This is a genomic window from Nonomuraea marmarensis, from assembly GCF_043197025.1.
Taxonomy (GTDB): Bacteria; Actinomycetota; Actinomycetes; order Streptosporangiales; family Streptosporangiaceae; genus Nonomuraea; species Nonomuraea marmarensis.
In genome coordinates this window covers 448,180-473,781 of the sequence record NZ_JBICRM010000001.1, presented here as the reverse complement: position 1 = coordinate 473,781, position 25,602 = coordinate 448,180, and the positions used below count along the sequence as shown (strand labels likewise).

At 70.8% G+C, this 25,602-nt stretch carries 24 protein-coding genes; 8 read left to right on the top strand and 16 right to left on the bottom strand.

Going from position 1 to position 25,602, the window contains the following annotated elements:
• The first annotated feature begins 10 nt into the window (after positions 1-10).
• From ACFLIM_RS02320 to ACFLIM_RS02305, 4 genes are all read left to right on the top strand, one after another.
• Positions 11-187, top strand: a complete 177-nt coding sequence (locus ACFLIM_RS02320; RefSeq protein WP_393161317.1) for a hypothetical protein — start codon at positions 11-13, stop codon at positions 185-187.
• Positions 188-263: 76 nt separating this feature from the next.
• Entirely contained in the window at positions 264-722 is a 459-nt protein-coding gene (locus tag ACFLIM_RS02315) for a MarR family winged helix-turn-helix transcriptional regulator (RefSeq protein WP_393161315.1), read from the top strand.
• Between the two features lie 60 nt (positions 723-782).
• Positions 783-1,430: an LppX_LprAFG lipoprotein gene (locus tag ACFLIM_RS02310; protein ID WP_393161313.1), complete on the top strand. Its 648-nt coding sequence runs from the start codon at positions 783-785 to the stop codon at positions 1,428-1,430.
• The gene (locus ACFLIM_RS02305) at positions 1,427-3,097 is read left to right on the top strand and encodes an MFS transporter (RefSeq protein WP_393161311.1); all 1,671 of its coding nucleotides are present in this window, start codon (positions 1,427-1,429) and stop codon (positions 3,095-3,097) included. The genes ACFLIM_RS02310 and ACFLIM_RS02305 overlap by 4 nt, the downstream gene beginning before the upstream one ends.
• Positions 3,098-3,099: 2 nt before the next feature.
• On the opposite strand, the gene aspS is transcribed toward ACFLIM_RS02305, so the two are convergent.
• The 5 genes from aspS to ACFLIM_RS02280 all read right to left on the bottom strand — a co-directional run bounded on the left by aspS (position 3,100) and on the right by ACFLIM_RS02280 (position 8,761).
• Positions 3,100-4,362 carry an aspartate--tRNA(Asn) ligase gene (gene aspS, locus ACFLIM_RS02300; RefSeq protein WP_393161309.1) on the bottom strand — a complete coding sequence of 421 codons (1,263 nt, stop codon included), beginning with the start codon at positions 4,360-4,362 and terminating at the stop codon, positions 3,100-3,102.
• Positions 4,363-4,655: 293 nt separating this feature from the next.
• Complete coding sequence (gene der / locus ACFLIM_RS02295; RefSeq protein WP_393161307.1) at positions 4,656-6,047, bottom strand: ribosome biogenesis GTPase Der; 1,392 nt, start codon at positions 6,045-6,047, stop codon at positions 4,656-4,658.
• Positions 6,048-6,080: 33 nt separating this feature from the next.
• The gene (gene cmk / locus ACFLIM_RS02290; protein ID WP_393161305.1) at positions 6,081-6,737 is read right to left on the bottom strand and encodes a (d)CMP kinase; all 657 of its coding nucleotides are present in this window, start codon (positions 6,735-6,737) and stop codon (positions 6,081-6,083) included.
• A gap of 51 nt (positions 6,738-6,788) precedes the next feature.
• Positions 6,789-8,144, bottom strand: a complete 1,356-nt coding sequence (locus ACFLIM_RS02285; protein WP_393161303.1) for a carotenoid oxygenase family protein — start codon at positions 8,142-8,144, stop codon at positions 6,789-6,791.
• 2 nt (positions 8,145-8,146) lie between these two features.
• A complete protein-coding gene (locus ACFLIM_RS02280) occupies positions 8,147-8,761 on the bottom strand; it encodes a TetR/AcrR family transcriptional regulator (RefSeq protein ID WP_393161301.1) in 615 nt (204 codons plus the stop codon).
• Between the two features lie 107 nt (positions 8,762-8,868).
• On the opposite strand from ACFLIM_RS02280, the gene ACFLIM_RS02275 reads away from it, so the two are divergent.
• The gene (locus ACFLIM_RS02275; protein ID WP_393161299.1) at positions 8,869-9,717 is read left to right on the top strand and encodes a glycosyltransferase family 2 protein; all 849 of its coding nucleotides are present in this window, start codon (positions 8,869-8,871) and stop codon (positions 9,715-9,717) included.
• 50 nt (positions 9,718-9,767) lie between these two features.
• Here ACFLIM_RS02275 and ACFLIM_RS02270 read toward each other — a convergent pair whose 3' ends face one another.
• From ACFLIM_RS02270 to ACFLIM_RS02225, 10 genes are all read right to left on the bottom strand, one after another.
• Complete coding sequence (locus ACFLIM_RS02270) at positions 9,768-10,913, bottom strand: NAD(P)/FAD-dependent oxidoreductase (RefSeq protein WP_393161297.1); 1,146 nt, start codon at positions 10,911-10,913, stop codon at positions 9,768-9,770.
• A gap of 97 nt (positions 10,914-11,010) precedes the next feature.
• Positions 11,011-12,108 carry a prephenate dehydrogenase gene (locus ACFLIM_RS02265; protein ID WP_393161295.1) on the bottom strand — a complete coding sequence of 366 codons (1,098 nt, stop codon included), beginning with the start codon at positions 12,106-12,108 and terminating at the stop codon, positions 11,011-11,013.
• A gap of 64 nt (positions 12,109-12,172) precedes the next feature.
• The gene (aroH, locus tag ACFLIM_RS02260; protein ID WP_393161293.1) at positions 12,173-12,532 is read right to left on the bottom strand and encodes a chorismate mutase; all 360 of its coding nucleotides are present in this window, start codon (positions 12,530-12,532) and stop codon (positions 12,173-12,175) included.
• 69 nt (positions 12,533-12,601) lie between these two features.
• On the bottom strand, positions 12,602-13,465 hold the full coding sequence (locus ACFLIM_RS02255) for a pseudouridine synthase (RefSeq protein ID WP_393161291.1): 864 nt from the start codon (positions 13,463-13,465) through the stop codon (positions 12,602-12,604).
• 878 nt (positions 13,466-14,343) lie between these two features.
• A complete protein-coding gene (scpB, locus tag ACFLIM_RS02250; RefSeq protein ID WP_393161288.1) occupies positions 14,344-15,039 on the bottom strand; it encodes an SMC-Scp complex subunit ScpB in 696 nt (231 codons plus the stop codon).
• A 370-nt stretch (positions 15,040-15,409) separates the two neighbouring features.
• Complete coding sequence (locus tag ACFLIM_RS02245) at positions 15,410-16,216, bottom strand: segregation and condensation protein A (protein WP_393161285.1); 807 nt, start codon at positions 16,214-16,216, stop codon at positions 15,410-15,412.
• Positions 16,213-17,154: a ParA family protein gene (locus tag ACFLIM_RS02240; protein WP_393161283.1), complete on the bottom strand. Its 942-nt coding sequence runs from the start codon at positions 17,152-17,154 to the stop codon at positions 16,213-16,215. Before ACFLIM_RS02240 ends, ACFLIM_RS02245 begins: the two co-directional genes overlap by 4 nt.
• 117 nt (positions 17,155-17,271) lie before the next feature.
• Positions 17,272-18,177 (bottom strand): site-specific tyrosine recombinase XerD, encoded by a 906-nt coding sequence (xerD, locus tag ACFLIM_RS02235; RefSeq protein ID WP_393161281.1) that lies wholly within the window; start codon positions 18,175-18,177, stop codon positions 17,272-17,274.
• Between the two features lie 15 nt (positions 18,178-18,192).
• Complete coding sequence (locus tag ACFLIM_RS02230; protein ID WP_393161279.1) at positions 18,193-18,795, bottom strand: NUDIX domain-containing protein; 603 nt, start codon at positions 18,793-18,795, stop codon at positions 18,193-18,195.
• Entirely contained in the window at positions 18,792-20,456 is a 1,665-nt protein-coding gene (locus ACFLIM_RS02225; RefSeq protein WP_393161277.1) for a CTP synthase, read from the bottom strand. The genes ACFLIM_RS02230 and ACFLIM_RS02225 overlap by 4 nt, the downstream gene beginning before the upstream one ends.
• A 110-nt stretch (positions 20,457-20,566) precedes the next feature.
• Between ACFLIM_RS02225 and ACFLIM_RS02220 the strand changes: the two genes are divergently transcribed.
• The 3 genes from ACFLIM_RS02220 (at position 20,567) to ACFLIM_RS02210 (ending at position 23,225) form a co-directional block, all read left to right on the top strand.
• Complete coding sequence (locus ACFLIM_RS02220) at positions 20,567-21,229, top strand: DapH/DapD/GlmU-related protein (protein WP_393161275.1); 663 nt, start codon at positions 20,567-20,569, stop codon at positions 21,227-21,229.
• Between the two features lie 51 nt (positions 21,230-21,280).
• Positions 21,281-22,405, top strand: coding sequence for an NAD(P)H-dependent flavin oxidoreductase (locus ACFLIM_RS02215; protein WP_393161273.1), 1,125 nt, complete (start codon positions 21,281-21,283; stop codon positions 22,403-22,405).
• Positions 22,406-22,466: 61 nt separating this feature from the next.
• Positions 22,467-23,225, top strand: coding sequence for a GntR family transcriptional regulator (locus ACFLIM_RS02210; RefSeq protein WP_393161271.1), 759 nt, complete (start codon positions 22,467-22,469; stop codon positions 23,223-23,225).
• Here the strand turns inward: ACFLIM_RS02210 and ACFLIM_RS02205 are convergent.
• On the bottom strand, positions 23,203-25,560 hold the full coding sequence (locus ACFLIM_RS02205) for a GcvT family protein (protein WP_393161269.1): 2,358 nt from the start codon (positions 25,558-25,560) through the stop codon (positions 23,203-23,205). The two genes, ACFLIM_RS02210 and ACFLIM_RS02205, sit on opposite strands and share 23 nt — an antisense overlap.
• Positions 25,561-25,602 lie beyond the last annotated feature (42 nt).

The following is a 25,602-nucleotide window of genomic DNA, read 5'->3' as shown; positions in this document are numbered from 1 at the left end:
ACTGGCACGCATGTTCTACCGCAAGTCCATCGAGGAGCGAATCGCCGATCGCATGGCTCAGCGCAAACCGCTCGAAGAGGGCAAGACCTTCGAGCACGGCCCGGCCAAGTTCGTGTTCATCTCCTTGATCGTCGCGGTGGTGCTCATGCACGTCGTCGGCGTCGCCATCGTCATGAAGTTCACCTGATACTTGCCGGCGCCCCGTGTTCGGCGGCCTGCCACAGGTCGCGGTGTCTGCACCCATGTGCGCTAGATTGGGGATCATGAGCGCGCCTCGCTGGCTTTCTCCCGCCGAACAGCGTGCCTGGCGCACGCATCTGGCGCTGCACAAGCTGCTCATGCACCGGCTCGACCGCGAGCTGCAGGAGTACGCACTCTCGTTGAACGACTACGAGATCCTCGTCAACCTGTCGGAGAGCCAGGACCGGCGCATGCGGATGAGCGACCTGGCGGAGGCGACGATCCAGTCGCGCAGCCGCTTGTCGCACCAGATCTCCCGAATGGAAGCCAAGGGCCTGGTGACCAGGGAGGACTGCCGGGACGACCGGCGGGGCACGTTCGCGGTGCTGACCGACGAGGGGTGGGAGACGATCCAGAAGGTGGCGCCGTTCCATGTGGCGAGTGTGCGCGAGCATTTCGTCGACCGGCTCACCGACGACCAGCTCGACGCGATCGAGGAGGCTTACGAGCCGATCGTCGAGCATCTGAAGAAGCTGCGCTGACACCCAACCGATATCGGTGACGGCCCACGGACGTTCCCGGGCGGTCGCTACGATCCGGACATGCTCAGAAAGCTACTGATCGTGGTCGTTCTCGCGCTGGTGTCGGCGTGCTCGTCGGGCGGCGGGGAAGAGCTGCCCGCTGGTCCTGATCTGATGAAGAAAGCCGCGGAGGCCATGAAGGCCGTCAAGTCGGCCAGCTTCTCGATCACGACGGAGGGCAAGCCGAAGGTGCCGGTCAAGAAGGCCGACGGCAGGCTCACCGCGACCGGGGACGCCGACGGCACGCTCACGATCGATCTGCTGGGCACGCTGCAGGAGATCAGCTTCGCCCTGGTCGGGGACACGGTCCACTTCAAGGGCCCGACGGGCGGCTTCCAGAAGATGACGCGGGATCAGCTCGCGCAGTTCTACGACCCTTCGGTGATCCTGGAGCCGACCAAGGGCATCTCCCAGTTGCTCGCCTCCGGCACGGATCCGAAGGTCGAGGGCGTGGAGGGCGGCTCGTACCGGGTGGCCACGACGTTCCCCGGGCAGGTCGTGGGCCAGATCATCCCGGGCGTCACGCAGGGCGTGAGCGGCAAGGTCTGGCTCGACCGGGCCACCAGCAGGCTCACCAAGGCCAGCCTGCCGTTGCAGGACGGCTCGGTGACGGTGTCGTTCAGCGACTATGACGCGCCGGTCACGATCACACCGCCCGCCGCCGGATGAGGCGCGCCCGCCGGGTCGTGCTCGGCGCGGGGGGCGCGGTGGTGCTGCTGGCCGCGCTGGACGCGTACGTGGTGGTGACGGTCCTGATCGACGTCGCCGAGGACGTGGACATCCCGCTGAACCACCTGGAGCGGGCCACGCCGATCGTCACCGGCTTCCTGCTCGGGTACGTCGCCGCGATGCCCCTGCTCGGCCAGCTCTCCGACCGCTACGGGCGGCGGCCGCTGATCCACGCGTGCCTGGCGGCGTTCGCCCTCGGCTCCGTGCTCACCGCGCTGGCGGCCGGTGAGGTGATGGTGGTCGCCGGGCGGGCCGTGCAGGGGGTGGCCGGTGGGGCGCTGCTGCCGATCACGATGGCGCTCATCGGCGACCTGTGGGACGAGCGGGAACGCCCGGTGGCCCTGGGGGCGGTGGGGGCGGCCCAGGAGCTGGGCAGCGCCCTCGGGCCCCTGTACGGCGGGGTGCTGGCGCTGATCCCCAGCGTCACGCTGCTGAACGTGGAGCTGGGCGGCTGGCACGCCATCTTCTGGCTCAACGTCCCCCTCGCGGCGCTGGCCGCCGTAGCGGTACAGCTCACGGTCCCGGCCGGTGGTACGGGGCGCGGCATCGCCTCGACGAAGGACGCGGCGACCCGCCCTCACGACGAACCGCAGGGCGACTCGGCCGACGGCAGAGCGACACCCGTTGACGCGACGAGCGAGGTGACACACACGGCCGACGCCGCTCACGCCGTTGAGGCGTCGTTGCGCGCGGCGGATCCCGTCGGCGCCGTTGCCGGGCGGCGGGTCGATGCCGTCGGCGGGGTGTTGCTGGCCCTGGCGCTCGGTCTCCTGGTCGTCGGCCTCTACAACCCCGACCCGGCCAAGGCCGTACTGCCGCCCTGGGGCCTGCCCGTGATCGCGGCCGGCGCGGTGGCGGCCGGGATCTTCGTGTGGTGGGAGATCCGCTCCCCCGTCCGCCTCCTCGACCTGTCCGGCACCCGCAAGGGCCCGCTCCTCGCCACCCTGGCCGTGAGCTTCCTGGCCGGGGCGGCGCTCCTGGTGACGATGGTGTTCGTCCAGTTCACCGCCCAGACCCTGCTCGGCAAGGACGCGCTGGGAGCGTCGCTGGTCCTGGCCAGGTTCCTCGCCGCGCTGACCGCCGGCGCCCTGTTCGGCGGTCTCCTGGCGCGCCGGCTGGGCGACCGTGTCGTGGCTGTGGCGGGCCTGGCGGTGGGGGCGGCGGGCTACTGGCTGATGAGCCGCTGGCCGCTCGACCTGGCCGGCGCGGGCCTCGTGGTGGACCTGGACCTGGTCGTCGCCGGGCTGGGCCTGGGCCTGGTCATCGCCCCGGTCTCGTCGGCGGTGCTGCGGGTCAGCCCGGCGGCCCAGCACGGCGTGGCGTCGGCGGCGGTCGTGGTGGCCAGGATGATGGGCATGCTGATCGGCATCGCCGCGGTGTCGGCGTGGGGTTTCTACCGTTTCCAGTCGCTGACCGCCCACCTGGACACGCCGCTCCCGTTCGGCGTGGACCCGGAGACGTTCCGGCGGCAACTGTCGGAGTACACGGCGCGGGTGCAGGCGGCACTGCACACCGAGTACACGGAGATGTTCCTGGTCACCGCGTTCATCTGCCTGCTGGGCGCGGCCGTCGCCCTGCTCATGCCACGCCGCGCCCAGAGGACCTGAAATTACGGCGAGAGGCGGTGCAGGTCGCGGGGGAAGGCGGTGGTCTGCCGGATGTTGGCGGCGCCGGTCAACCGCGCCGTCCACCGCTCCAGCCCGAGCGCGAACCCCCCATGCGGCGGCATCCCATACCGGAACGCCTGCAAATACCCCTCGTACGCCTCCGTCCCCTCACCCCGGGCGGCCAGCGCCTCCAGGTAGTCCGCGTACCGGTGCAGCCGCTGCCCGCCCGTCACCAGCTCCAACCCCCTGAACAGCAGGTCGAACCCGTTGGAGTAGCCAGGCCGCGCAGGGTCGGGATGGGTGTAGAAGGGCCGCTTGGACATCGGATAGCCGGTGACGTACAGGAACTCGGATCCGTGTTCCCGCAGCGCCCACTCCGACAACCAGCGCTCCTGCGCGGGTGACAGGTCCGGCTCCGGCGAGCCGGTCAGCCGCTGGGCCTCGGTGAAGTGCATGGCGGGGATCTCGGCGGGCACCTCGGGCAGCGTGCGGCCGAGGAGGTCGAGGGCGGCCCCGGCGCGGCGCCGTACGGACTCCAGCATGCCCGCCACCGCCTCCCGCAGCACCGCCATCACCTCCCGGTGGTCCTGGATGAAGCCCAGCTCGGCGTCGAGGCTGGTGTACTGGGCCAGGTGCCGTACGGTGTCGTGCGGCTCGGCGCGGAAGACGGGCCCGACCTCGTAGACCCGCTCGAACACCCCCACCATCGCCTGCTTGTAGAACTGCGGCGACTGCGCCAGATAGGCGGGCCTGCCGAAGTAGTCGATGCCGAAGACGTTCGCGCCCGACTCGGTGGCCGAGGCGACGATCTTCGGGGTGTGCACCTCCGTGAACCCGAGCCCGTCGAGCGTCTCGCGGAACCCGGCCACGCTCGCGGCCGAGATCTCCAGCGGCGCCTTGAGCAGCGGGTGCCGCAGCGCGACGGGCGCGTGGTCGAGGATGGTCGGCAGCGCCGCGCCCACCACGGGCCGGTAGAGGTCGAACGGCGGCGCCGCACAGGGCTCCGACACCACCTCGATCTCCGGCGAGACCAGCTCGAAGCCGCCAGGGGCCTGCGAGTTGGCGGCCAAGGTCCCGGTGACCTCGACGACGCTCTCCTCGCCCGGCAGGTCGCCCGCGGTCACCACCTGGGCGAGGCCGGTACGGTCCCTGACGACGAGGAAGGACACGGATTTCAGTTGCCGGCGGCGATGGACCCAACCGGCGATCGTCACTCGTTGGCCGGCGTGCTCAGCGAGCTCCGCCGACATGACACGAGAGATCATTACAGCTCCTCACGAGGAATTGCATGACCCCTTGGGAGTGCGGGGGAGAAGGGAGCTCCCGGTGCCACCGCACTTTCGCCGCCCCGGAGAGGCGGCCTCCACGACCCGATGACGGGGGTCAGACCGGCGGGGCATTTCCTCCCCGCACTCGGGAGTGTCTTCACCAGAGGGGCACGGGACCGCCTTCACAGCTGCCGGCGGCTCTCTGGACCCGGGCGGGACCTCTGGCTACTCGTCTCCGTCCACGTGTTGCGGTAGATCCTAAGGTCACGCCCGGCCGGACGGCAAAGCCATTACTTGTCCTTCTTGGCGCGCTTCTCCCGGATCTTCATGGTGACCTCGATCGGCGACCCCGAGAAGCCGAACTCCTCCCGGATGCGCCGCTCGATGAACCGCCGGTAGGTGTCCTCCAGCCACCCGGAGGTGAACAACACGAACTTGGGCGGCTCCACGGAAGCCTGCGTGGCGAAGAGGATCTTGGGCTGCTTTCCGCCCCGCACCGGCGGCGGCGTCGCCCGCACCAGCTCGGTCAGGAACGCGTTGAGCCGCGCCGTCGGCACCCGCGTGGACCACGAGTCGAGCGCCTTCTCCAGCGCGGGCACCAGCCGGTCCAGGTGCCGCCCGGTCACGGCGGAGATGTTGACCCGCAACGCCCACGGAGTGCGTACGAGCTGCCGGTCGATCTCCTTCTCCAGGTAGTAGCGCCGATCCTCGTCGACCAGGTCCCACTTGTTGAACGCCACCACCATCGCCCGCCCCGACTCGATGACCAGGCCGATGATGCGCAGGTCCTGCTCGGTGAGCGGCTCGCTGGCGTCGATCAGCACGATCGCCACCTCGGTACGCTCCAGCGCCGCCCGGGTGCGCATGGCGGCGTAGTAGTCGGCCCCCTGCAGCTCCCGGTCGCGCCGCCGGATGCCGGCCGTGTCGACGAAGCGCCAGGTGCGCCCGCCCAGCTCGACCAGCTCGTCCACCGGGTCGCGGGTGGTGCCCGCCATGGGGTCGACCAGCACCCGCTCCTCCCCCGCCAGCTTGTTGAGCAGGGAGGACTTGCCCACATTGGGCTTGCCGAGCAGCGCCACGCGGGCGGGCCCGCGCTGGGCCTCGAAGGTGACCTCGGGCGTCTCGGGCAGCGCGTCCAGGATGATGTCGAGCAGGTCGCCGCTGGAGCGCCCGTGCAGGGCCGAGACGGGGTACGGCTCACCGAGCCCGAGCGACCACAACGCGGCGGCCTCCAGCTCCATCTGCTGGTTGTCGACCTTGTTGGCGGTCAGGATGACCGGCTTGCCCGACTGCCGCAACACCGAGCCCACGATTTCGTCGGCGTCGGTCGCGCCCACGGTGGCGTCCACCACGAACACGATCACGTCGGCCAGCTCGACGGCCACCTGGGCCTGCTCGGCGATGCGCAGGCTCATGCCGGTGGCTTCGGGGTCCCAGCCGCCGGTGTCGACCACGGTGAAGCGGCGGCCGCGCCAGTTGGCGTCGTAGGTGACGCGGTCGCGGGTGACGCCCGGCACGTCTTCGACGACCGCCTCGCGGCGGCCGATGATGCGGTTGACCAGCGTGGACTTGCCGACGTTCGGCCGGCCCACGATGGCGACCACGGGCAGCGGCGTGGCGTCGCCGTGCTCGGTGATCTCAAGCTCGTCGAGGCCGGCCTCGACCCAATCCCCCGTTGACACGATTTTTCGTCCTTAGTGATGAGTGCCGCACCATCAGGTGCGCTCTTTGACCAGACTCAGCACCTCTGCGATGACCTCTTCGAGGCTCAAGGCGGTGGTGTCGAGCTCGACGGCGCCATCCGCCATCGAGAGTGGGTCCGTCTTGCGGGTCGAGTCCAGGTTGTCGCGCCTGGCCATGTCGGCCTGCTGGGCCTCCACGGTGGATCCGGCCAGCTCCGCGTTGCGCCGCCGGGCCCGGGCCTCCGCGCTGGCCGTCAGGTAGACCTTGACGGTGGCGCCGGGGCAGACGATCGTGCCGATGTCGCGGCCCTCGACCACGATGTCACCGGCGCCGATGATCTCCCGCTGCCGCGCGACCAGGCGGGTCCGCACCTCGGGGACGGCGGCCACGGCCGAGACCGCGCCGGTGACGTCGGCCTCCCTGATCGACCCCGCCACGTCGACGCCGTCGACGTGGATCGCAGGGCCGTCGGGGTCGGTGCCCGAGTCGATGCGCGGCTCGCCGCAGCGCGCGGCGATCGCGGCGGGATCGGCCAGATCGACGCCCTGCTGGAGCATCCACCAGGTCATCGCGCGGTACATCGCCCCGGTGTCGAGGTAACGCAGGCCCAGCGCACGGGCGACCCCGCGCGAAACGCTCGACTTACCCGACCCCGAAGGGCCGTCCATGGCGACGACCAGACCGGTCACGGCCTCTCCCTCTGCAAGTTTCTCCAACCTGAAGAGGCTACCGCCTCCAGCTCAGTCGGCGATCCAGCTTCCGTGGAAGCCGAGCGGCACCCTGGCGGGAAGGTGCACGGTGGCGACCGGTTCGCCGGTGAAGTCCTGTGCGGAAAGGATCATCAGGTCGGCCGCTCCCCTGGCGGGATCATTGACGTAGGAGAGTACGTAACCGTCGTCCTCGCCCGCTCCAGACCCGACGAACACCGGCTCCCCCACGTACGCACCCCGCCCGAAGTTCCGCGACTCCTGGGTTCCGCGTTCCAGGTCGTGCTTGATGAGCGTGTTGTCGAACGCCTCGTCGGGCAGATCCTCCAGCTCGGTGTCCGCCGGATAGACGACGTCGAGCAAGTCGTGGGTGGCCGAGGTGTAGCCGTAGCGGTACGGCCGGCCGGCGCGGCGCTCGTCCATGCGAGGGAACTCCTGCGCCCGGTCGTCCAGCCGGGTCCGCCCGACCTTGCCGGAGCGCGGGTCGATGCGCCACCGGTCGAGCTTGGGCGTCCCGCCCAGGTCGAGCCGCGCGTCCACGAACCGCTTCGGGTAGCGGACCACGTCCACGACCACCTCGTCGCCGTCGTCGTAGGCGTTGAGCGTGTGGAACACCCAGCACGGCTCCACCTCCACCCACCGGATGTCGCCGCTCTCGCGCGACATGAGCCCGAGCCTGGACCCGTGTGCATCGTTCCACGCGTACGGGAGCCGCCCCTGCTCGGCGTGGGCCATGCTGAACGTGACCGGCAGGTCGTAGATCACCACGTACCGCTCGGTGAGCGCGAAGTCGTGCAGCATCGGCTTGTCGGCGATGGGGATGTTCTTGACCTGCGAGACCACGCCCTTGGGATCGATCACGATGTGCTGGTGGTGGTCCCAGCCGAAGTGGTAGGCGACGGCGTGCAGCTCGCCGCTGAACGGGTCGAGGTGGGTGTGCGCGGCGAACCCGCCGGGCAGCCCGCCGTCGAAGTCGCACGCGCCGATGGTGTCGAGCTCGTACCCCAGCTCGTACGGCAGGCCGCCCGCCTCCACGGTCGCCAACGTGCGCCCGGCCAGGCCGATGACGTGCGTGTTGGCCGCCAGGTCCATGCCCGCGTGCACGGGCCCCGGCCTGGGCCGTTCGCCGAGATGTTCGGAGACGGCGGCGTTGCGCACCCAGCGGTTGCGGTACCACTCGGCGCGGCCGTCGCGCAGCCGCACGCCGTGCACCATGCCCTCGCCGGTGAACAGGTGACCGGCGTTCGGGTCGTCGAGGTTGAGCGGGTTGGGCCCGTTACGCAGGTAGCGGCCGTCGAGCTCGGCCGGGATGCGTCCGGTGACCTCGAGGTCGAAGGCGGTGATCTCCTCGGACGCCGGGGCGAACCCGCCGCGATAGGGAGTGGTCATGGTCACTTTCCCTCCGTCAGGAATGGCGTGAGGACCGAGGAGCAGAGCAGCCGGTATCGCGACGTTCCCTCAGCCCGATCGAAATAGCACGAAATTTCCAGACTTACGGCGCCATGCATGGCCATCCACAACACGTCCGCGATCTCCGCGGCGGGAGCCCCGCACAGCACCCCGGCCTCCACGCAGCCCGCCACGCAGTCGACCAGCATGTCGAACGTCCTCTTGGCCGTCTGAACCGCCTCCGGCCCCGGCTTGAACCCCGGAATCGCCCCCTGGAACATGACCCGGTAGTAGTCGGACTCGGTCAGCGCGTAGTCGCGGTAGGCCTCGGCCCCCGCGTGCAGGTGCCTGAGCGCGTCGTCGTCGGGCGGCACGGCGAGCAGCCGCCGCTCGAACCTGGCGAACCCCTCCAGCCACACCGCCTCGCTGAGCCCGTCCTTCCCGCCGAAGAGCGTGTAGATCACCTTCGTGGAGCAGCCCACCTCGCCGGAGATCCGCCGTACGGTCAGCGCCGCCGGGCCTTCGGTGACGAGCAGGTGGGTGGCGGCGTCGAGGATGGCCGCCCTGACGACGCTCTGCCCCTCCTGCTGGGCTTGCTGGTACGCGGTGACCATCATGTGTGGGTAACGCCGTTTCTAATCGGTAACGCTGTTACCACTCTTTCTACGCGCCCCTCGGTCCCTCGTCAAGGACTAAGGAGACATGTCCCGGTAAGTGACCTCTTGTGAGGGACGGAGCCCGGGTCACGGTCGTGGTGGCCAGCAAGGACAGGCTGCGGGCGCTGACCCGCTCGCTCCCCTTGCACCCGCGCCCGGTGATCCTCGTGGACAACGGCTCCACGGACGGTACCGCGGGGTTCGTCCGGCGGCACTTCCCCGACGTACAGGTGGTCGAGGCGGGCGCCAACCTGGGCGCACCCGGGCGCAACGTGGGGGTGCGCCGGGCCGAGACGCCCTATGTGGCCTTCGCCGACGACGACTCCTGGTGGGCGCCGGGGGCGCTGGAGCGGGCCGCCGACGTGCTGGACGCGTACCCGAGGCTGGGCCTGCTGGGGGCACGGGTGCTGGTGGGGCCGGAGGAGCGGCTGGACCCGGTCTCCGAGCAGATGCGGCGCTCACCGCTCGGCGTCGAGCCGGACCTGCCGGGGCCCAGCGTGCTGGGGTTCCTGGCGTGCGGGGCGGTGGTGCGCAGGGACGCGTTCCTGGAGGCGGGCGGGTTCGACGACGTCATCTTCTTCTACGGCGAGGAGGAGCGCCTGGCCGTGGACCTGGCCACGAAGGGCTGGGGACTGGCGTACGTGGACGACGTCGTGGCCCACCACCATCCGTCGCCGTCCCGGGATCCGCGGGCCAGGCGGGTGCTGGCCGCCCGCAACGCCGTGCTCACCGCGGTGCTGCGCCGCCCGTGGCGGGTGGTGGCACGGCGCTCGTTCGACGCCCTGTGTGCGGGTCCCGCGGGGTGGGAGGGGCTGCGTACCGCCGTGCCGAGGTTGCCCCGTGCGCTGTCCGAGCGGCGGGGACTGCCGCCCGCGGTGGAGCGGGCACGGCGCACGCTGGAGCGGGCCGGCGGCTGAGCGCGCACCACCAGGCGTCGCAGGCCGTATCGCACACCCGCCCTTACCTCTCAGCGCCCGGCCGTCAGCGAGAACACCCAGGCCGGCACCAGACCGCGCTTGAGCAGCTTGTACGTCGGGAGCGGGCTCCCGCTCACCGTCTCCTTGTACGCGACCGCCGCCCGCCCCTTGAGATACCACCTGCGCGGGCTGTCGTCCGGCCGGGTGAACTGGATGACCGCGTCCTTGCGCCCCAGGCTCAACGGCTGATGGAAATATCCGAACCTGAACGGCTTCGGCGTCTTCCCGCGCAGCGTGTCGGCCAGCGAGTCGGCCGCGTGCAACCCGGTCGGGATGCCGCCCTGGCAGGTGCCGTGCATGACGCCGAACCGCTGGCTGACCGCGGCGGCGTCGCCGACGGCGTACACGTCGGGGTGCGAGACGGAGCGGAGCGCGGAGTCCACCACGATCCGGCCGCGGGCGTCGGCGGTCAGCCCGGACGCCTCGGCCAGGGGCAGGCCCCTGGTCCCGGTGGTCCAGAGCGTCGCGTCGGAGTGGATCAGCTCGCCGCCGGCCGGCTCGACCGCGTCCGGCAGCACCTTGGTGATCTCGACGCCACTGCGTACCTCGACGCCGAGGCGGTCCAGCGCCGCGTCCAGGTAGGCGCGGGCCTGCTCGCCCATCATCGAGCCGGGCCGCCCTCTGGTGAGCAGGACGACGCGCAGGTGCGGGCGGGCCTCGGCCAGCTCGGCCGCCGACTCGACGCCGGTCAGCCCGCCTCCGGCGACGACGACTGTGCCTTCTTCGAGCGTGTCGAGGCGCTCGGCCAGCCGTACGGCCTGCCGGTAGTCGTCGTAGGCGTAGGCGTGCTCGGAGACGCCGGGCACCGCGGCGTCGGTGACGGTGCCGAGCGCGTAGACCAGCTTGTCGTAGCCGAGGACGCGCCCGCCTTGGAGCGTCACCTCACGGCGTTCGACGTCGAGCCGGGCCACCCGGCCCTGGACGAAGTCGATGCCGGTGCCCGCGACCACCTCGTCCAGCGGGTAGTCGGTCAGCCGCTCCCCCGCCGCCGTCTGGTGCAGGCGGAGCCGCTCGGTGAACCTCGTCGAGGCGTTCACCAGCGTGACCCGGCCGCCCGTGCGGCGGGTCTTGACGGCGGCCCTGATGGCCGCGGTGGTGCCGGTGTAGCCTGCGCCGAGTACCAGGATGTCGGTCATTGTCCTTACCTCCTCGATTCGCCCTGAAGACGGATCGAGGAGGCTCGGTTGTGACATCGGCCGCTGGGTAATCTCCCGGCCGCTGTGACATCGGCCGCTAGGGAACCTGCCAGCCGCGTTCGCGCAGGGCCTCGGTGAGCGTGGTGGCCGCGTCGGGCTGCACCGCCAGCTCGGCGATGCCCAGAGGCAGGCCGGGGGCGTGCTCCAGGCGTACGTCCTCGACGTTGACCCCGACCTCGTCGCACACCTGGAACAGCCTGGAGAGCTGGCCGGGGCGGTCGCCGATGACGACCTGGACGACGACGTAGGCGGAGGCGGGGCCGCCGTGCTTGCCGGGGATGCGGTCGTGGCCGGCCACGCCGCGCTTGAGCAGCTGGGTGATCTCGCCGGTGGCGGTGCCGTCGCCCTCGGCCATGGCGCGCAGCGCGGACGCGGCGTCGGCCAGGTCGGTGGCGACGGCTTCGAGCACCTCGGCGACCGGGGAGGCGTTGCCCGACAGGATCCCGAGCCAGAGCCCGGGGTCGCTGCCCGCGATCCGGGTGACGTCGCGTACGCCCTGCCCGGCCAGGCCGAGCGCGACGTCGGTGGCGTCGGCCAGGCGGGCGGCCACGGCGGAGGCGGCGACGTGGGGCGCGTGGGAGACGACGGCCACCGCGCGGTCGTGGTCGGTCGCGCTCACCTCGACCGCGTTGGCCCCGCACAGCTCGATCAGCCGCAACACGGCCGCCTTCGCCTCGGAATCGGCCTCCTCGGTGGGGCAGAGCGCCCACGGCCGGCCGAGGAACAGATCGGCCCTGGCCGCCCCGGGGCCGGACTTCTCGCGCCCGGCGAGGGGATGCGACGCCACGTAGGAGGACAGGTCGCAGCCGAGCTGCGCGGCCCGGTGGATGGGCTCGGCCTTCACGCTCGCGACGTCGGTGTAGAAGCGGGCGGCGTCGAGCCGCTGCAGCTCCAGCAGCTCGGTGGCCACGTGGGCGGGCGGCACGGCGATGATCGCCAGGTCCACCCGCTCGGGGGGTGCGGGGGGCTGGGCGTCTGGTTGCCACTCCTCGCCCGCGCCGAGTTCCCGTGCCAGCCGAACGGCGCCCTGGTCGCGGTCGGCGAGCAACACGCGTACGCCGCGCTTGCGCAGCGCCAGCGCCGCAGAGGTGCCGATGAGACCGGTGCCGACGACGAGCACGGTGCGAAGTTCCATCTGGATGTCCTGATTTATCGGGCTATTGGGGTTGTGAGTGTCGTGTGGCGCGCTTGCCGGGCGCTTACTGCGCGATGTCCTGCCGCAACGCCACGGCGCCACGCAGGTAGACATGCTGGATCTCGGCCCGTGGCCGGTCGGTCTCGACGTGGGCCATGAGCCGTACGACGCGGGGCAGCGCGCCGGGCACGTCGATCTCGGTGCAGCAGATCAGCGGCACGTCGTGGAAGCCCAGCTTCCGCGCCGCCAGCGCGGGAAACTCGGCCGTCAGGTCGGGCGACGCGGTGAACAGCACGCTGATCACGTCATCCGTGGTCAGCTCGTTACGCTCCATGATCGCCAGGACCAGCTCGGTGGTCCCTGCGATGATCGCGTCACGGTCGTTGGCATCCACCTGGATCGCCCCACGGATCGCCCGCACCATATGGTTCGTCCCTTCTGTAAGCGGGGGAGCCCGTGCGGAGGTTCGCACGGGCTCCTGCGTTCGGCCAGATTACAGCTTCACGGCCGCGTAGAGCTCGCCGACCTCGTGCAGGCTCAGCGCCCTGACGGTCCCAGGCTTGGTACGGCCCAGTTTCACCGGCCCGAACTCGATCCTGGCCAGGTCGATCACCCGGTGCCCCGACTCTTCCAGCATGCGCCTGACGACGTGCTTGCGGCCCTCGTGCAGTACGACCTCGACCAGCGCCTGCTGGCCGTGCTCCTGCACGATGGAGAAGCTGTCGGCCCTGGCGAGGCCGTCCTCCAGCTCGATGCCCTGCTTGAGCCTGCGCCCCAGGTCACGCGGGATCGGCCCGGGGACCTTGGCCCAGTATTTCTTCTGCACGCCGTAGCTGGGATGCGTCAGCCTGTTGGCCAGCTCGCCGTCGTTGGTGAGCAGCAGCAGGCCCTCGGTCTCGGTGTCGAGCCTGCCCACGTGGAACAACCTCGGCGCCAGCTCCTCGACGTAGTCGGCCAGGCACGGCCGCCCCTGCGGGTCGCTCATGGTGGAGACGACGCCGATGGGCTTGTTCATAGCGTAGTAGACCAGGTCGGGTGCGGTTGGAATGCGCTTCCCGTCCACGTGGATGATCTGGGTGGCGGGGTCGACCTTGGCCCCGAACCTCCGTACGACCTGGCCGTTCACGGTGACCCGGCCCTCGCCGATCATCTCCTCGCACGCCCTGCGACTGGCCACACCGGCCTGGGCCAGCACCTTCTGCAGCCGCACGCCGTCGGGGACCTCGGTGGTGTCACGCTCGTCGGTGTAGTCGTCGGGGTAGAAGTCACGGTCACGGAGGGGCTGGCGAGCGGCCTTGACCCGATCGCGCTGGGGACTGCCGTACGTCTGCCGCTTCCCAGCGCCCAGGGTCTGCACGTCGTCCCGCCGCGGCGCCCGCGCGCCACCGCCCTGCCGGGGAGCACGTTCGGTACGGGGTGCGTCGCCGTCACGCCTGCCGTAACGGGAGCGACTCGAGGACGCGGCGCCCCTGGGGGCTGCGTCTCCCCTGCGCCCGCTCCGGTCGGCGCGGAACCCACCACGCTCGTCCCGCCGCTCACCACCGTAACCGCCACGGTCGTCACGCCGATCGTCGCGCCGGTCCGACCGGTAGCCACCCCGGTCGTCGCGCCGGTCCGGCCGATAGCCGCCCCGGTCATCGCGGGGACGCTCGTAGCGCTCCTCGCGACCACCACGGGCGTAACCACCTTCACGGTCACCACGGGAGGAGCGCTCGTCGCCGCGCGGAGAGCGCTGCTCGCCGCGTGAGTAGCGATCCTCGCGCTGATCACGGGAGTAACGCCCGTCACCGTCACCGCCGCGTTCGGCGGGCCTGCCGTACCGGGCGCGAGATCCACCCCGGTCGGCGCGAAGGGAGTCACGTGAGGGCCGCGAGTCGCTCGCGGAGTCACGGCCATAGCCACGGTCGCGATCGTCACGGCGGGAATCGCCACGGAAACCGTCGCGGGACCCACTACGGGAGTCATCGCGACGCGGCCCACTACGGGAGTCGTCGCGACGCGGCCCGCCTCGGGAGTCGTCGCGGCGGGGCCCACCGCGGAAGTCGTCGCGGCGGGAATCATCGCGTCGAGGTCCGCCGCGGAAGTCGTCGCGACGGGGCCCACTGCGGGAATCCCCGCGGTCGGACCCGCCCCTGAAGTCGTCGTCGGAGCGGAAGGCGGGACGCCCGCCACGGCCGGAGCCGCCGGTACGTCCACGACCGCGTCCATCACCGGACGGGGTGCTGCGCCTGTTGATCACTTTGTTGTCTCCTCGAGATTTTCCACGTCGTCGGGGAGGAAGGGAGCGAGCTCGGGAAGCTCGCTGAGGTCCCGCAATCCCAGACGTTCAAGGAAGTATGAGCTTGTCCGGTAGAGCACTGCCTGGCTCTCCGGGTCGGTGCCGGCCTCTTCGACCAGCCCCCTGGCGACGAGCGTCCGCATGACGCCGTCGCTGTTGACACCGCGCACGGCGGCGACGCGAGCACGACTCACCGGTTGCCGATAAGCCACGACCGCGAGTGTTTCGAGCGCGGCCTGGGTCAGCCGCGTCTGCTGGCCATCGCGTACGAACCGCTCGACCAGCTGCGCGCAGTCGGCACGCGTGTAAAAACGCCAGCCGCCCGCGACCTCTCGCAGATCAAAACCCCGCCCTGCGGCGGTATATTCCGCCGCCAGACCCCGCAGGGCCGTGGCGACTTCGTGAGTGGGCCGCTCCAGCACCTGAGCCAGGGTCACTTCGGCGACAGGCTCATCAACGATGAGCAGAATAGCCTCCAACGCCGCCTCAAGCGACGGCCCCCCACCCCGGCCCCCTTCGCCACCGTCCTCCTGCGGCTCGTCGCCATCGCTGTCCTGTGCGCCATCGCCGGCGTCGCCCTGCGGCTCCTCACCGGCGCTGTCCTGCAGCCCTTCGTGCGATTCCGCGGACGCGCGCGTTGCGCCGGACTCCACCGCATCACGCCCCACCGACCCGGCGCCGGAAACCCCCCCTGCCGAGCCAGCGCCCGAAGCACCAGCATCACCAGAAGCACTGGCACCACCGGAAGCATCGGCAGCCGGTGCGGCCTCCGAAGCATCCGCTGACGCCCCGCCACCCGAAGCGGCGGCCGAGCCATCGTCCGAAGTATCGGCACCAGCCGCCGGCGCTGCATCCGACGTGCTCGCGCCCGGAGCGGCGTCCTCAGCCGCGGTCTCCTGGGCGGGATCACCATCGCCCTCCACCGCCGGGGCGGACGGTTGGGCGAGGGAGCCCGGGAGGATCATCCAGGCGGGCAGCGGCGGGTCCGAGTCCGGGGACTTGCGAGGGGTGGGCAGTGGGTTGTCAGTCATTCGGTGGTTTCTCCGCGGATTCCTCGTAGTCGTCCCCCACCGCGACGTCGCCGTCGTCGGAGCCCGTCCAGGTCACGTGCAAGTCTCCCAGCGGTTCGACTTGCTCGAACGTGACCGCCGACTCCCGGAACAGCTCCAGCACGGCCAGGAACCGGGCGATGATCTCGAAGGTGCCCTCGCAGTCGGACACCAGCGCGCGAAAAGTGGCCCGGCGGAGCCGGCGCAGGTGCATGACCAGGATCGCCGCCTGCTCCTTGACGCTGGCCAGCGGCTGGTAGATGTGCCCCACGCTGACGGTGGGCGGGAGCTTGGGGATGAAGGCCCTGGCGGCGATCCTCGCGAGTTGCTCGGGCCCGATGCCCAGGATGAGCTCGGGCAGCAGATTGGCGAACTGCGCCTCCAACGGCACGGTGCGCGGAAAGCGCAGCGCCTCCTCCGCCATCCGCCCGGCGAAGAACTTCGCCACCTCTTTGTACGCCTTGTACTGCAGCAACCGCGCGAACAGCAGATCCCTGGCCTCCAGCAGCGCCAGGTCCTCCTCGTCCTCCACCTCGCCGGAGGGCAGCAGCCGAGCCGCCTTCAGATCCAGCAGGGTGGCTGCGACGAGCAGGAAGTGGCTGGTCTGGTCGAGGTCCCACTCGGGCCCCCGGGAGCGGATGTAGGCGATGAACTCGTCGGTGACCTTGGAGAGCGAGACCTCGGTGATGTCCAGCTTGTGCTTGGCGATGAGCCCCAGGAGCAGGTCGAAAGGCCCCTCGAAGACGTCCAGGTGGACCTGGAAACCCTGCTCTGCGGTCACCTGGCCATTGTGGCAGGCGCCGGCCAGCGGGACAGCACCTCGCGGGCCAGCTCACGGTAGGCGCTGGCGCCCAGGGACGACGGGTCGAAGGTGGTGATCGGCTCACCGGCGACCGTGGCGTCGGGGAAACGCACCGTACGGTTGATCACCGTGTGGAACACCTTGTCGCCGAACGCCTCCACCACGCGGGCCAGCACCTCGCGCCCGTGCAGGGTGCGGGCGTCGTACATGGTGGCGAGCAGGCCCTCGATCTCGAGCTCCTCGTTGAGCCGCTCCTGCACCTTGGAGATGGTGTCCATGAGCAGCGCCACGCCGCGCAGCGCGAAGAACTCGCATTCCAGCGGCACCATGACCCCGTGCGCGCAGGTCAGGGCGTTGATGGTGAGCAGGCCCAGCGACGGCTGGCAGTCGATGAGGCAGACGTCGTAGTGCGGCAGCAGCGGCTTGATCACGCGGCCGAGCACCTGCTCGCGGGCCACCTCGGTGACGAGCTGCACTTCGGCGGCCGACAGGTCGATGTTGCTCGGCAGCAGGTCGAGCCCCTCGACGCCGGTTTCGAGCAGCACGTCCTCGGCGGTCACGCCGCGGTCCATCAGCAGGTTGTAGACCGTCAGGTCGAGCTGGAGCGGGTTGATGCCCAGGCCGACGGAGAGCGCGCCCTGCGGGTCGAAGTCGACCAGCAGCACCTTGAGCCCGTATTCGACGAGCGCCGCGCCCAGGTTGATGGTGGTCGTGGTCTTCCCGACGCCGCCCTTCTGGTTGACCATCGCGACCACGCGCGCCGGCCCGTGCACGGCGGGCGGGATCGGCTCGGGGAACACGGGCCGGGGCCGCCGGGTGGGGCCCAGATTGACGCCGTTGGAAGGCGTGTTGGTCTTCGTGTCGCCCCAGGGGTTGTCGGGGGTCCCCGGGGTCGAACCCTTGGTCGTCACAGTCACCAGCTCGAACCTCCCTGACGATCCCGAACCGGACCGTCCGGACGGACACTATGGCGTCACCACTTAACGCGGCAAGGCGGCACGCCGTGGGTGCCGCACGTCGCAAAAGACTATAGATCACTGCCGGGCACGCGGGTGCGCGGCGGCATAGACCTCGCGGAGCTTGTCGACCGTGACCAGGGTGTAGACCTGCGTGGTCGTCACCGAGGCATGGCCGAGCAACTCCTGGACCACCCTAACGTCGGCGCCGCCGTCCAAGAGATGAGTTGCAAAGGAATGCCGGAGAACATGCGGACTTATCCCGGCGAGTCCGGCGCGTTCGGCGGCCGCCTGGAGCACCTCCCATGCGCCCTGCCTGGTCAAACGCCCGCCGCGGGCGTTCAGGAAGACGCCGGGGGTGCCGCGCCCGTGGGCGAGCAGCCCTGGCCGGGCGCGTACCAGGTACGCATCGAGCGCCGAACGGGCATAACGCCCCAAAGGCACCACCCGGGTACGGCCGCCCTTGCCGCGCAGGCGTACCTGGTCCGCTTCGAGGTCGTCCACCGCCAGCCCGACGGCCTCGGAGATGCGGGCGCCGGTGCCGTACAGGACCTCGAGCAGGGCCCGGTTGCGCAGCGTGAGCGGCGCGCCGTCGGGGCCTGAGGCGGCGATGAGCCGCTCGACCTCGTCCACGGCGATCGCCTTGGGGAGCCTGCGGAGCTGGCGCGGCGGCCGGATCTCGTGGGCGGGGTCGTGCGCCGTGACGCCTTCGCGCAGGGCGAAACGGTGCAGCCCGCGCACGGCCGACACGGCGCGGGCGGCGGAGCTGGCGACGAGGGCGGGGTGCTCGCCGTCGCCCTCCCGCAACGCGGCGAGGAAGGCCTGCACGTCGGCCTCCCCCACCTCGTCGAGCCGCAGACGGCCGCGCGCCTGCAGGTGCTCGACGTATCGGCGCAGGTCACGACGGTAGGACGCGAGCGTGTTGGCAGCCAGGCCCCGCTCCACCGCCAGATGGGCGAGGTAGCTGGAGAGCACCGCCTCCACGAATTGGTCCTTCCGTCACGCCTCCGGGGCGTCGGCGGGGCGCAACAGGGCGAACCCCTCAACCGAAGCCGCATACGCGGCGAGGATACCGGCCACGGCCGGGGAATTGTGGATCATTCCCATGAGCGCGTTCTCGACCGCGTCGGCCAGCGGCACCCACACCACCGGCATGTCGATCTCCTCGTGCCGGTGGACGAAGTCCGTCTCGATCTCGGTCAGGCCGCGGGCGAGGAACACCCGGATCCGTTCGTCGGACATGCCGGGCGAGGAGCGCAGGTCGACGAGCGTGTGCCAGGTGTCGGCGCGGTATCCGGCCTCCTCCGCGAGCTCGCGGGCGGCGCCGGTGACGAGCGGTTCGCCTGGCACGTCGCGGATCCCGGCAGGCAGCTCCCACATCAGCTGGCGGGTGGGATGGCGGTACTGCCTGATCATCAGGACCCGGTCCTGGTCGTCGAGCGCGAGCACGGCGACGGAGCCGGGATGCACCACGTAGTCGCGGTCGGCCACCTCGTCGCGCGGCATCTTGACGCTGTCGGTGACCACCTTGATGACGTACCCCTTGAACCGTTCCGTCGATTCGAGGACGTCCCACGCCTCGGGCGTGTCTTCGATCTTCACGGGCCCACCTTCGCACTCACGCGGCTGTCGGCGTACACCAGAGCCGCGCTGATGAGGCCCTTGAACATCGGGTTGGCCCGCGTCGGGCGGGAGCGGAACTCGGGGTGTGCCTGGGTGCCGATGAAGAACGGGTGCAGGTCGGCGTGCAGCTCGGTGTACTCGACCAGGCGGCCGTCGGGCGACAGCCCGGAGAAGATCAGCCCGACCTTCTCGAGCTGCTCGCGGTAGGCGTTGTTGACCTCGTAGCGGTGGCGGTGGCGCTCGTCGGCCTTGGCCTTGCCGCCGTACAGCTGCCTGGCCAGGGTGCCCTCGACGAGCTTGGCGGTGTAGCTGCCCAGGCGCATGGTGCCGCCCATGTCGCGCTCGCCGGCGACGACGTCCTCCTGGTCGGCCATGGTGGAGATGACCGGGTGCTTGGTGTCGGGGTCGAACTCGGCCGAGTTGGCGTCCTCGATCTGGGCCAGGTTGCGGGCGGCCTCGATGACCATGCCCTGCATGCCGAGGCAGATGCCGAGCAGCGGGATCTTGCCCTCGCGGGCGTGCCGGATGGCGCCGATCTTGCCCTCGATGCCGCGCACGCCGAACCCGCCGGGGATCAGCACGCCGTCCACGCCGTCGAGCTCGCGCTCGGCGCCGTCGGGGGTCTCGCAGTCGTCGCTCTTGACCCACCGGATGTTGACCCGCGCGTCGTTGGCGAACCCGCCCGCGCGGAGGGCCTCGGTCACGGACAGGTACGCATCCGGCAAATCAATATATTTCCCCACGAGGGCGATGGTGACCTCCTTCGCCGGCCGGTGCACCCGGCGCAGGAGCTGCTCCCACTCCTTCCAGTCCACGTCGCGGAACGGCAGGCCGAGCCGGCGCACCACGTACGCGTCGAGGCCTTCGGAGTGGAGCACCTTCGGGATGTCGTAGATCGAGACCGCGTCCACCGCGGAGACGACGGCGTCCTCGTCCACGTCGCACATGAGGCTGATCTTGCGCTTGATCGCCGTCTGTACGGGCCGGTCGGACCGCAACACGATCGCGTCCGGCTGGATGCCGATGCTGCGCAACGCCGCCACGCTGTGCTGCGTCGGCTTGGTCTTCAGCTCCCCGGAGGGCCCGATGTACGGCAGCAGCGAGACGTGCAGGGTGAACACGTTGTCGCGCCCGACCTCGTGCCTGATCTGCCGCACGGCCTCCAGGAACGGCAGCGACTCGATGTCGCCCACCGTGCCGCCGACCTCGGTGATGACCACGTCCACCTCAGGACCGGCCATGCCCCTGATCCGGTCCTTGATCTCGTTGGTGATGTGCGGGATGACCTGGACGGTGTCGCCCAGGTATTCGCCCCGCCGCTCCTTGGCGATGACGTTGGAGTAGACCTGACCGGTGGTCACGTTGGCCGAGCCGTGCAGGTCGGTGTCGAGGAACCGCTCGTAGTGGCCGACGTCGAGGTCGGTCTCGGCACCGTCGTCGGTGACGAACACCTCGCCGTGCTGGAACGGGTTCATGGTGCCGGGGTCGACGTTGAGGTAAGGGTCGAGCTTCTGCATGGTGACCCTGAGACCGCGTGCCTTGAGGAGGCGACCGAGACTGGATGCCGTGAGCCCCTTGCCGAGACTGGAGGCGACACCGCCGGTGACGAACAGATGCTTGGTTTGCGATGCGCTGCGCAAAGGGGCTCCCGTGGCTCGAGGTGTGGTCGAAGTGTCCACGGGCTCTCAGGATATCAAACAACGCCCCTCACATGCCCGAACGGCATGACCTAGCGGTAACTTTGGTCCTTATGTCACTTGTACGGCGGGCGATGGGCACGCTGATCCACCAGGCCTACACGGCGATCCGGCACGCGGGCGCGATCAGTCCGGCCTCGCCCGCGGGCTACCGATTCCGCCGGCTCGGCGACGGAGTCAGCATCGCCTTCCCCCCGGGCGCGATCTTCGGCGAGCAGTGGATCGAGATCGGCGACCACACGCTCATCGGCGAGCGCGTGTCGATCTCGTGCGGCATGGGCCCCGGCGTGGATCTCGGCCCCGACTCGATCCTGCGCATCGGCGGGAGCTGCTCGATCGGCCGGGGCACGCACATCGTGGCCCACCAGTCGATCGACATCGGCCACGACGTCTTCACCGGCCCGTACGTCTACATCACCGACCAGAACCACGTCTACGACGACCCGGAGGTGCCGATCGGCAGGCAGTGGCCGCGCAACAGCCCGGTCTCGATCGGCTCGGGCTCGTGGCTGGGCGCGGGCGCGATCATCCTGCCGGGCACCACGCTGGGCCGCCAGTGCGTGGTGGCGGGCGGAGCGGTGGTGCGCGGCGAGTTCCCCGACCACAGCGTGGTCGCGGGCGTCCCGGCCAAGCTGGTACGGGGCTACACGGCGGAATTAGGCTGGCACGCCCCCGGCGTCGCCCTGACCATGGAGCAGCAGGCGACCGCGTCGTGAACCTGCGGCCAGGGATGGACCGAACAACGTTCTGGCGGTTAGCGTCGAAGCATGCGGACCGCCATATGTGAGCGTTTGGGGATCGAGTTCCCGTTGTTCGCCTTCAGCCACTGCCGCGACGTGGTGGCCGCCGTGACGAATGCGGGCGGGTTCGGGGTGCTGGGCGCGGTGGCGTACACGCCCGAGCAGTTCGACACCGAGCTGGCCTGGATCGACGAGCAGGTGGGCGGCCGGCCGTACGGGGTGGACGTGCTCGTACCCGGCAAGATCGACGCCTCCGCGCTCGACCGGCGCGCGCACCTGCTGGACTTCATCCCCGACCGGCACCGGGACTTCGTCACCCACCTGCTGTCCAAGTACGGCGTCAGCGCCCCGGCGCGGCCCTTGACGGCGGTGGCGGACGAGTTCGGCAGGCGGGTGACGGCGGCGGGGGCGACCGGGCTGATCGACGTGGCGCTGAAGCACCCGATCGGGCTGATCGCCAGCGCCCTGGGGCCGCCCCCGCCCGAGATGGTGGCCGCGGCCCGGCAGGCGGGCGTGCCGGTGGCCGCGCTGGTCGGCACGGTCGAGCACGCGCGCAGGCAGGTGGCGGCGGGCGCGGACCTCATCGTGGCGCAGGGCACCGAGGCGGGCGGGCACACCGGCGAGATCGCCACGATGGTGCTGGTGCCGCAGGTCGTGGACGCGGTCGCCCCGGTCCCGGTGCTGGCGGCGGGCGGGATCGCGTCGGGGCGGCAGATGGCGGCGGCCATGGCGCTCGGAGCGGAGGGCGTGTGGTGCGGCTCGGTCTGGCTGACCACGGAGGAGGCCGAGACGGCGCCCGCGGTCAAGCGCAAGCTGCTGGCCGCCTCGTCGCTGGACACGGTCAGGTCCAGGTCCCGTACGGGCAAGCCGGCCCGGCAGCTCAAGTCGGCCTGGACGGAGGAGTGGGACTCCGGCCAGGAGAGCCCGGGGCCTTTGGGCATGCCGTTGCAGCTGCTGCTGTCGGAGGGCGCGATGGCCCGCATCGGGGCGGCGGCCGAGAAGGGCGAGCCGGGGGCGCTGGAACTGGTCAACTACTACGTGGGGCAGGTGGTGGGCCAGCTCGACCAGGTGAAGCCGGCCCGCCAGGTGGTCTACGACCTGATCAGCGAGTTCGGCGAGGCGGTGGAGCGGCTGGCTCGGCTGTCCGAGTGAACACGTACAGGTAGGGGTGGGTCTTTGGCATTCATGCCCCAGACCGTGTCAAGATGCGCCTGTGGTCGGGACACCGCCTGAGCTGGAGCGTGGCACCGGCGTCCCCGCGCACGTGCAGATCGAGCGGTGGCTGCTCGAATCGATCTCCAGCGGCGAGATGGCGCCGGGCGACCGGCTGCCCGGCGAGCGGGAGCTGGCCGGGCGGCTCGGCGTGAGCAGGATGACGCTCAGGCAGGCGCTGGCCACCCTGGAGCGCGACGGCGTGCTGGTCAGGGTGCCCGGCAGGGCGGGCGGCGCGTTCGTGGCCGAGCCGCGCATCGAGTGCGACCTGACCGGGCTGGCCGGGTTCACCGAGCAGATGCGGCGGGCCCACCTGCGGGCCGAGGCCCGCGTGCTGGTGGCCGCGACGGTGCCCGCGCCGCGGGCGGCGGCCAAGGCGCTGGAGGTCGAGCCGGGCTCGCCGGTGCACGAGGTGGCCAGGGTACGCTCCGCGGGCCGCTCGCCGGTCGCCCTCGAACGCTCTTACTTCCCGCCCCTGCCCGGCCTGCTCGACCAGGACCTCACCGGCTCCCTCTACACCTTGCTGGCCACCCGCTACGACCTGGAGCCGCGCACCGCGGTCGAGCACCTCGAACCCGTGATCGCCCGCCCGGCGGAGGCCGCCGAGCTGGGCATCGCCCCCGGCGCGCCGCTCATGCTGATCGAGCGCACGGCTTACGCCGGGGACGGCCTGCCGGTGGAGTTCGCGCGTGACCTGTTCCGCCCCGACCGGGTCCGCATCTCGGTACGCAGCGGCGTCACAGGACCAGCGGCTCCTTGACCACCGTGCCCGGCACCCACACGCCCTCGACCTCGATCTCCACGGTGGTGCCCGGCTCGACCGGCAGGTAGGCGTAGGCGATGGACTGCTGGACGGTGTACCCGTAGCCGCCCGAGGTGACCCGGGCCACCGTGCGCCCGTCCACCCGCACGGGTTCGTTGCCCAGCGCGACCGCCCTCGGGTCGCGCAACGTCACGCACCGCAGCCTCCGCTCCGGCGCGGGGTCCAGGGCGTCCTTGCCCAGGAACTCCTTGTCCGGTTTGACGCAGAACCCCAGCCCCGCCTCGTACGGCGTCGTCTCGGACCCGAGGTCCGCGCCCCACACCCGGTACCCCTTCTCCAGCCTGAGGCTGTCGATGGCCCGGTAGCCGCCCGCCACCAGCCCATGCGGCCCGCCGGCCCGCCAGAGCGCCTGCCACAGGGCCAGCCCGTACTCGCTGGAGCAGTACAACTCCCAGCCCGGCTCCCCCACGAACGTCACCCGCAGCGCCAGCACCGGCACGTCCCCCACGGTGATCTCCCGCGAAGACATGAAAGGGAAGTCCAGCGGGTCCGGGGTCAGCTCGGCCAGGATGGCGGGGGCGTGCGGACCCCAGAGGGCGAAGCAGGCGTACTGACCCGTGACGTCGGCGATCCTGGCCGTGGCGCCGGTGAGCGCGGCCTGCTTGCGCAACCAGCCCAGGTCGTGCGAGCCGAACGCGGTGCCGGTGATGACGAGGAACTCCTGCTCGCCGCGCCTGGTGACGGTGAAGTCGCATTCGATGCCGCCGCGCCGGTTGAGCGCCTGGGTGTAGGTGACGGCGCCAACGTGGCGGGCGACCCGGTTGTCACACACCCATTCCAGCAGGTCGGCGGCGTCGGGACCGGTCACCTCGATCTTGGCGAACGAGCTCTCGTCGAACAGCCCCGCCGTCGTCCTCGTGGCCCGGTGCTCCGCGCCGATCGCGGGCGACCACTCCCGCCCGGCCCAGCCGTCGGGCCGCTCCTCCCCGCCGTCTTCGTTGGCGGCGTAGTAGTTGACCCGTTCCCAGCCCGACTTCTCGCCGAAGACGGCCCCATGGGCGGCGTGCCAGCCGTACGCGGGCGAGACCCGCAGCGGCCGGCCCGCCGACCGCTCCTGGCCGGGGTAGCGAATGTCGTAGTACGTCTCGTAGTTCTCGACCGCCCGCTTGATCGTGTACGACGGCGACCGGTACTGGCGGCCGAACCGGCGGATGTCCATGTGCCAGACGTCCATGCTCGGCTCGCCCTCGACGATCCACTCGGCCATCACCCTGCCGATGCCGCCCGCGCCCGCGATGCCGTGCGCGCAGAACCCGGCCGCCACGTAGAACCCGCCGACCTCCGTCTCCCCCAGGCAGAACTCGTTGTCGGGGGTGAACGCCTCAGGACCGTTGATCAGCTTGCGGATGCCGACATCGGCCATCTTGGGCACCCGGATCCGGGAATTATCGGAAATTTCCTCAAATCTGGGCCAATCTTCGGGCAGGAGGCGGCCGTTGAAGTCCGGCGGCACCGCGTCGAAGGCGTTCGGGCCGGCCGTCCAGGGGGCGGACGTGCGCTCGTACCCGCCCATGACCAGGCCCTGCACCTCCTGCCGGTAGTAGACGAGCAGGTCGGGGTCGCGCAGCGTGGGCAGGCCGGTGTGGTCGTGGCAGGCGTCGGTCACCACGTACTGGTGCGACATCGGCACGATCGGGATGCGCACCCCGGCCATGCGGCCGATCTCGGCGGCGAACATGCCGCCGCAGTTGACCACGATCTCGCAGTCGATGTCCCCCTGGTCGGTGCGGACCCCGGTGACCCGGCCGTGCGCGGTGGTGACGCCGAGCACGCGGGTGCGGGTGCGCAGGCTCGCCCCGCCCTCGCGGGCGCGGGCGGCGAGCGCGTAACAGAGCTGCGACGGGTCCACCTGGCCGTCCGTGGGCAGGTACGCGGCCCCGACGACCCCTTCGGGGCTCATGAGCGGGAACAGCTCGACGGCCTCGGCCACCGAGATCTCCTCCAGCGGCAGCCCGAACGTGCGCGCCCAGCCGATCTGGCGGCGGATCTCCGCCATGCGCTCGGGGGTGGAGGCCAATTTGATGCCGCCGCACTCGGTCCAGCCGGCGTCGAGGGTGCGGTAGAGCTCGACCGAATACTGGTTCATCCTGGTCAGCGTGGGGTCGGCGCGCAACTGGCCGACGAGTCCCGCGGAGTGGAAGGTGGAGCCGCTGGTCAGCTCATCCCGCTCCAGCAGGACGACGTCGCGTTCGCCGAGTTGAGTCAGGTGGTAGGCGACGGACGCGCCGCCCACCCCGCCGCCGATGATCACGATGCGGGCCGAGTCGCTCATGGTCGCGAGGCTAGCCGCCATACCGTAAAAGGTCTAGACCGT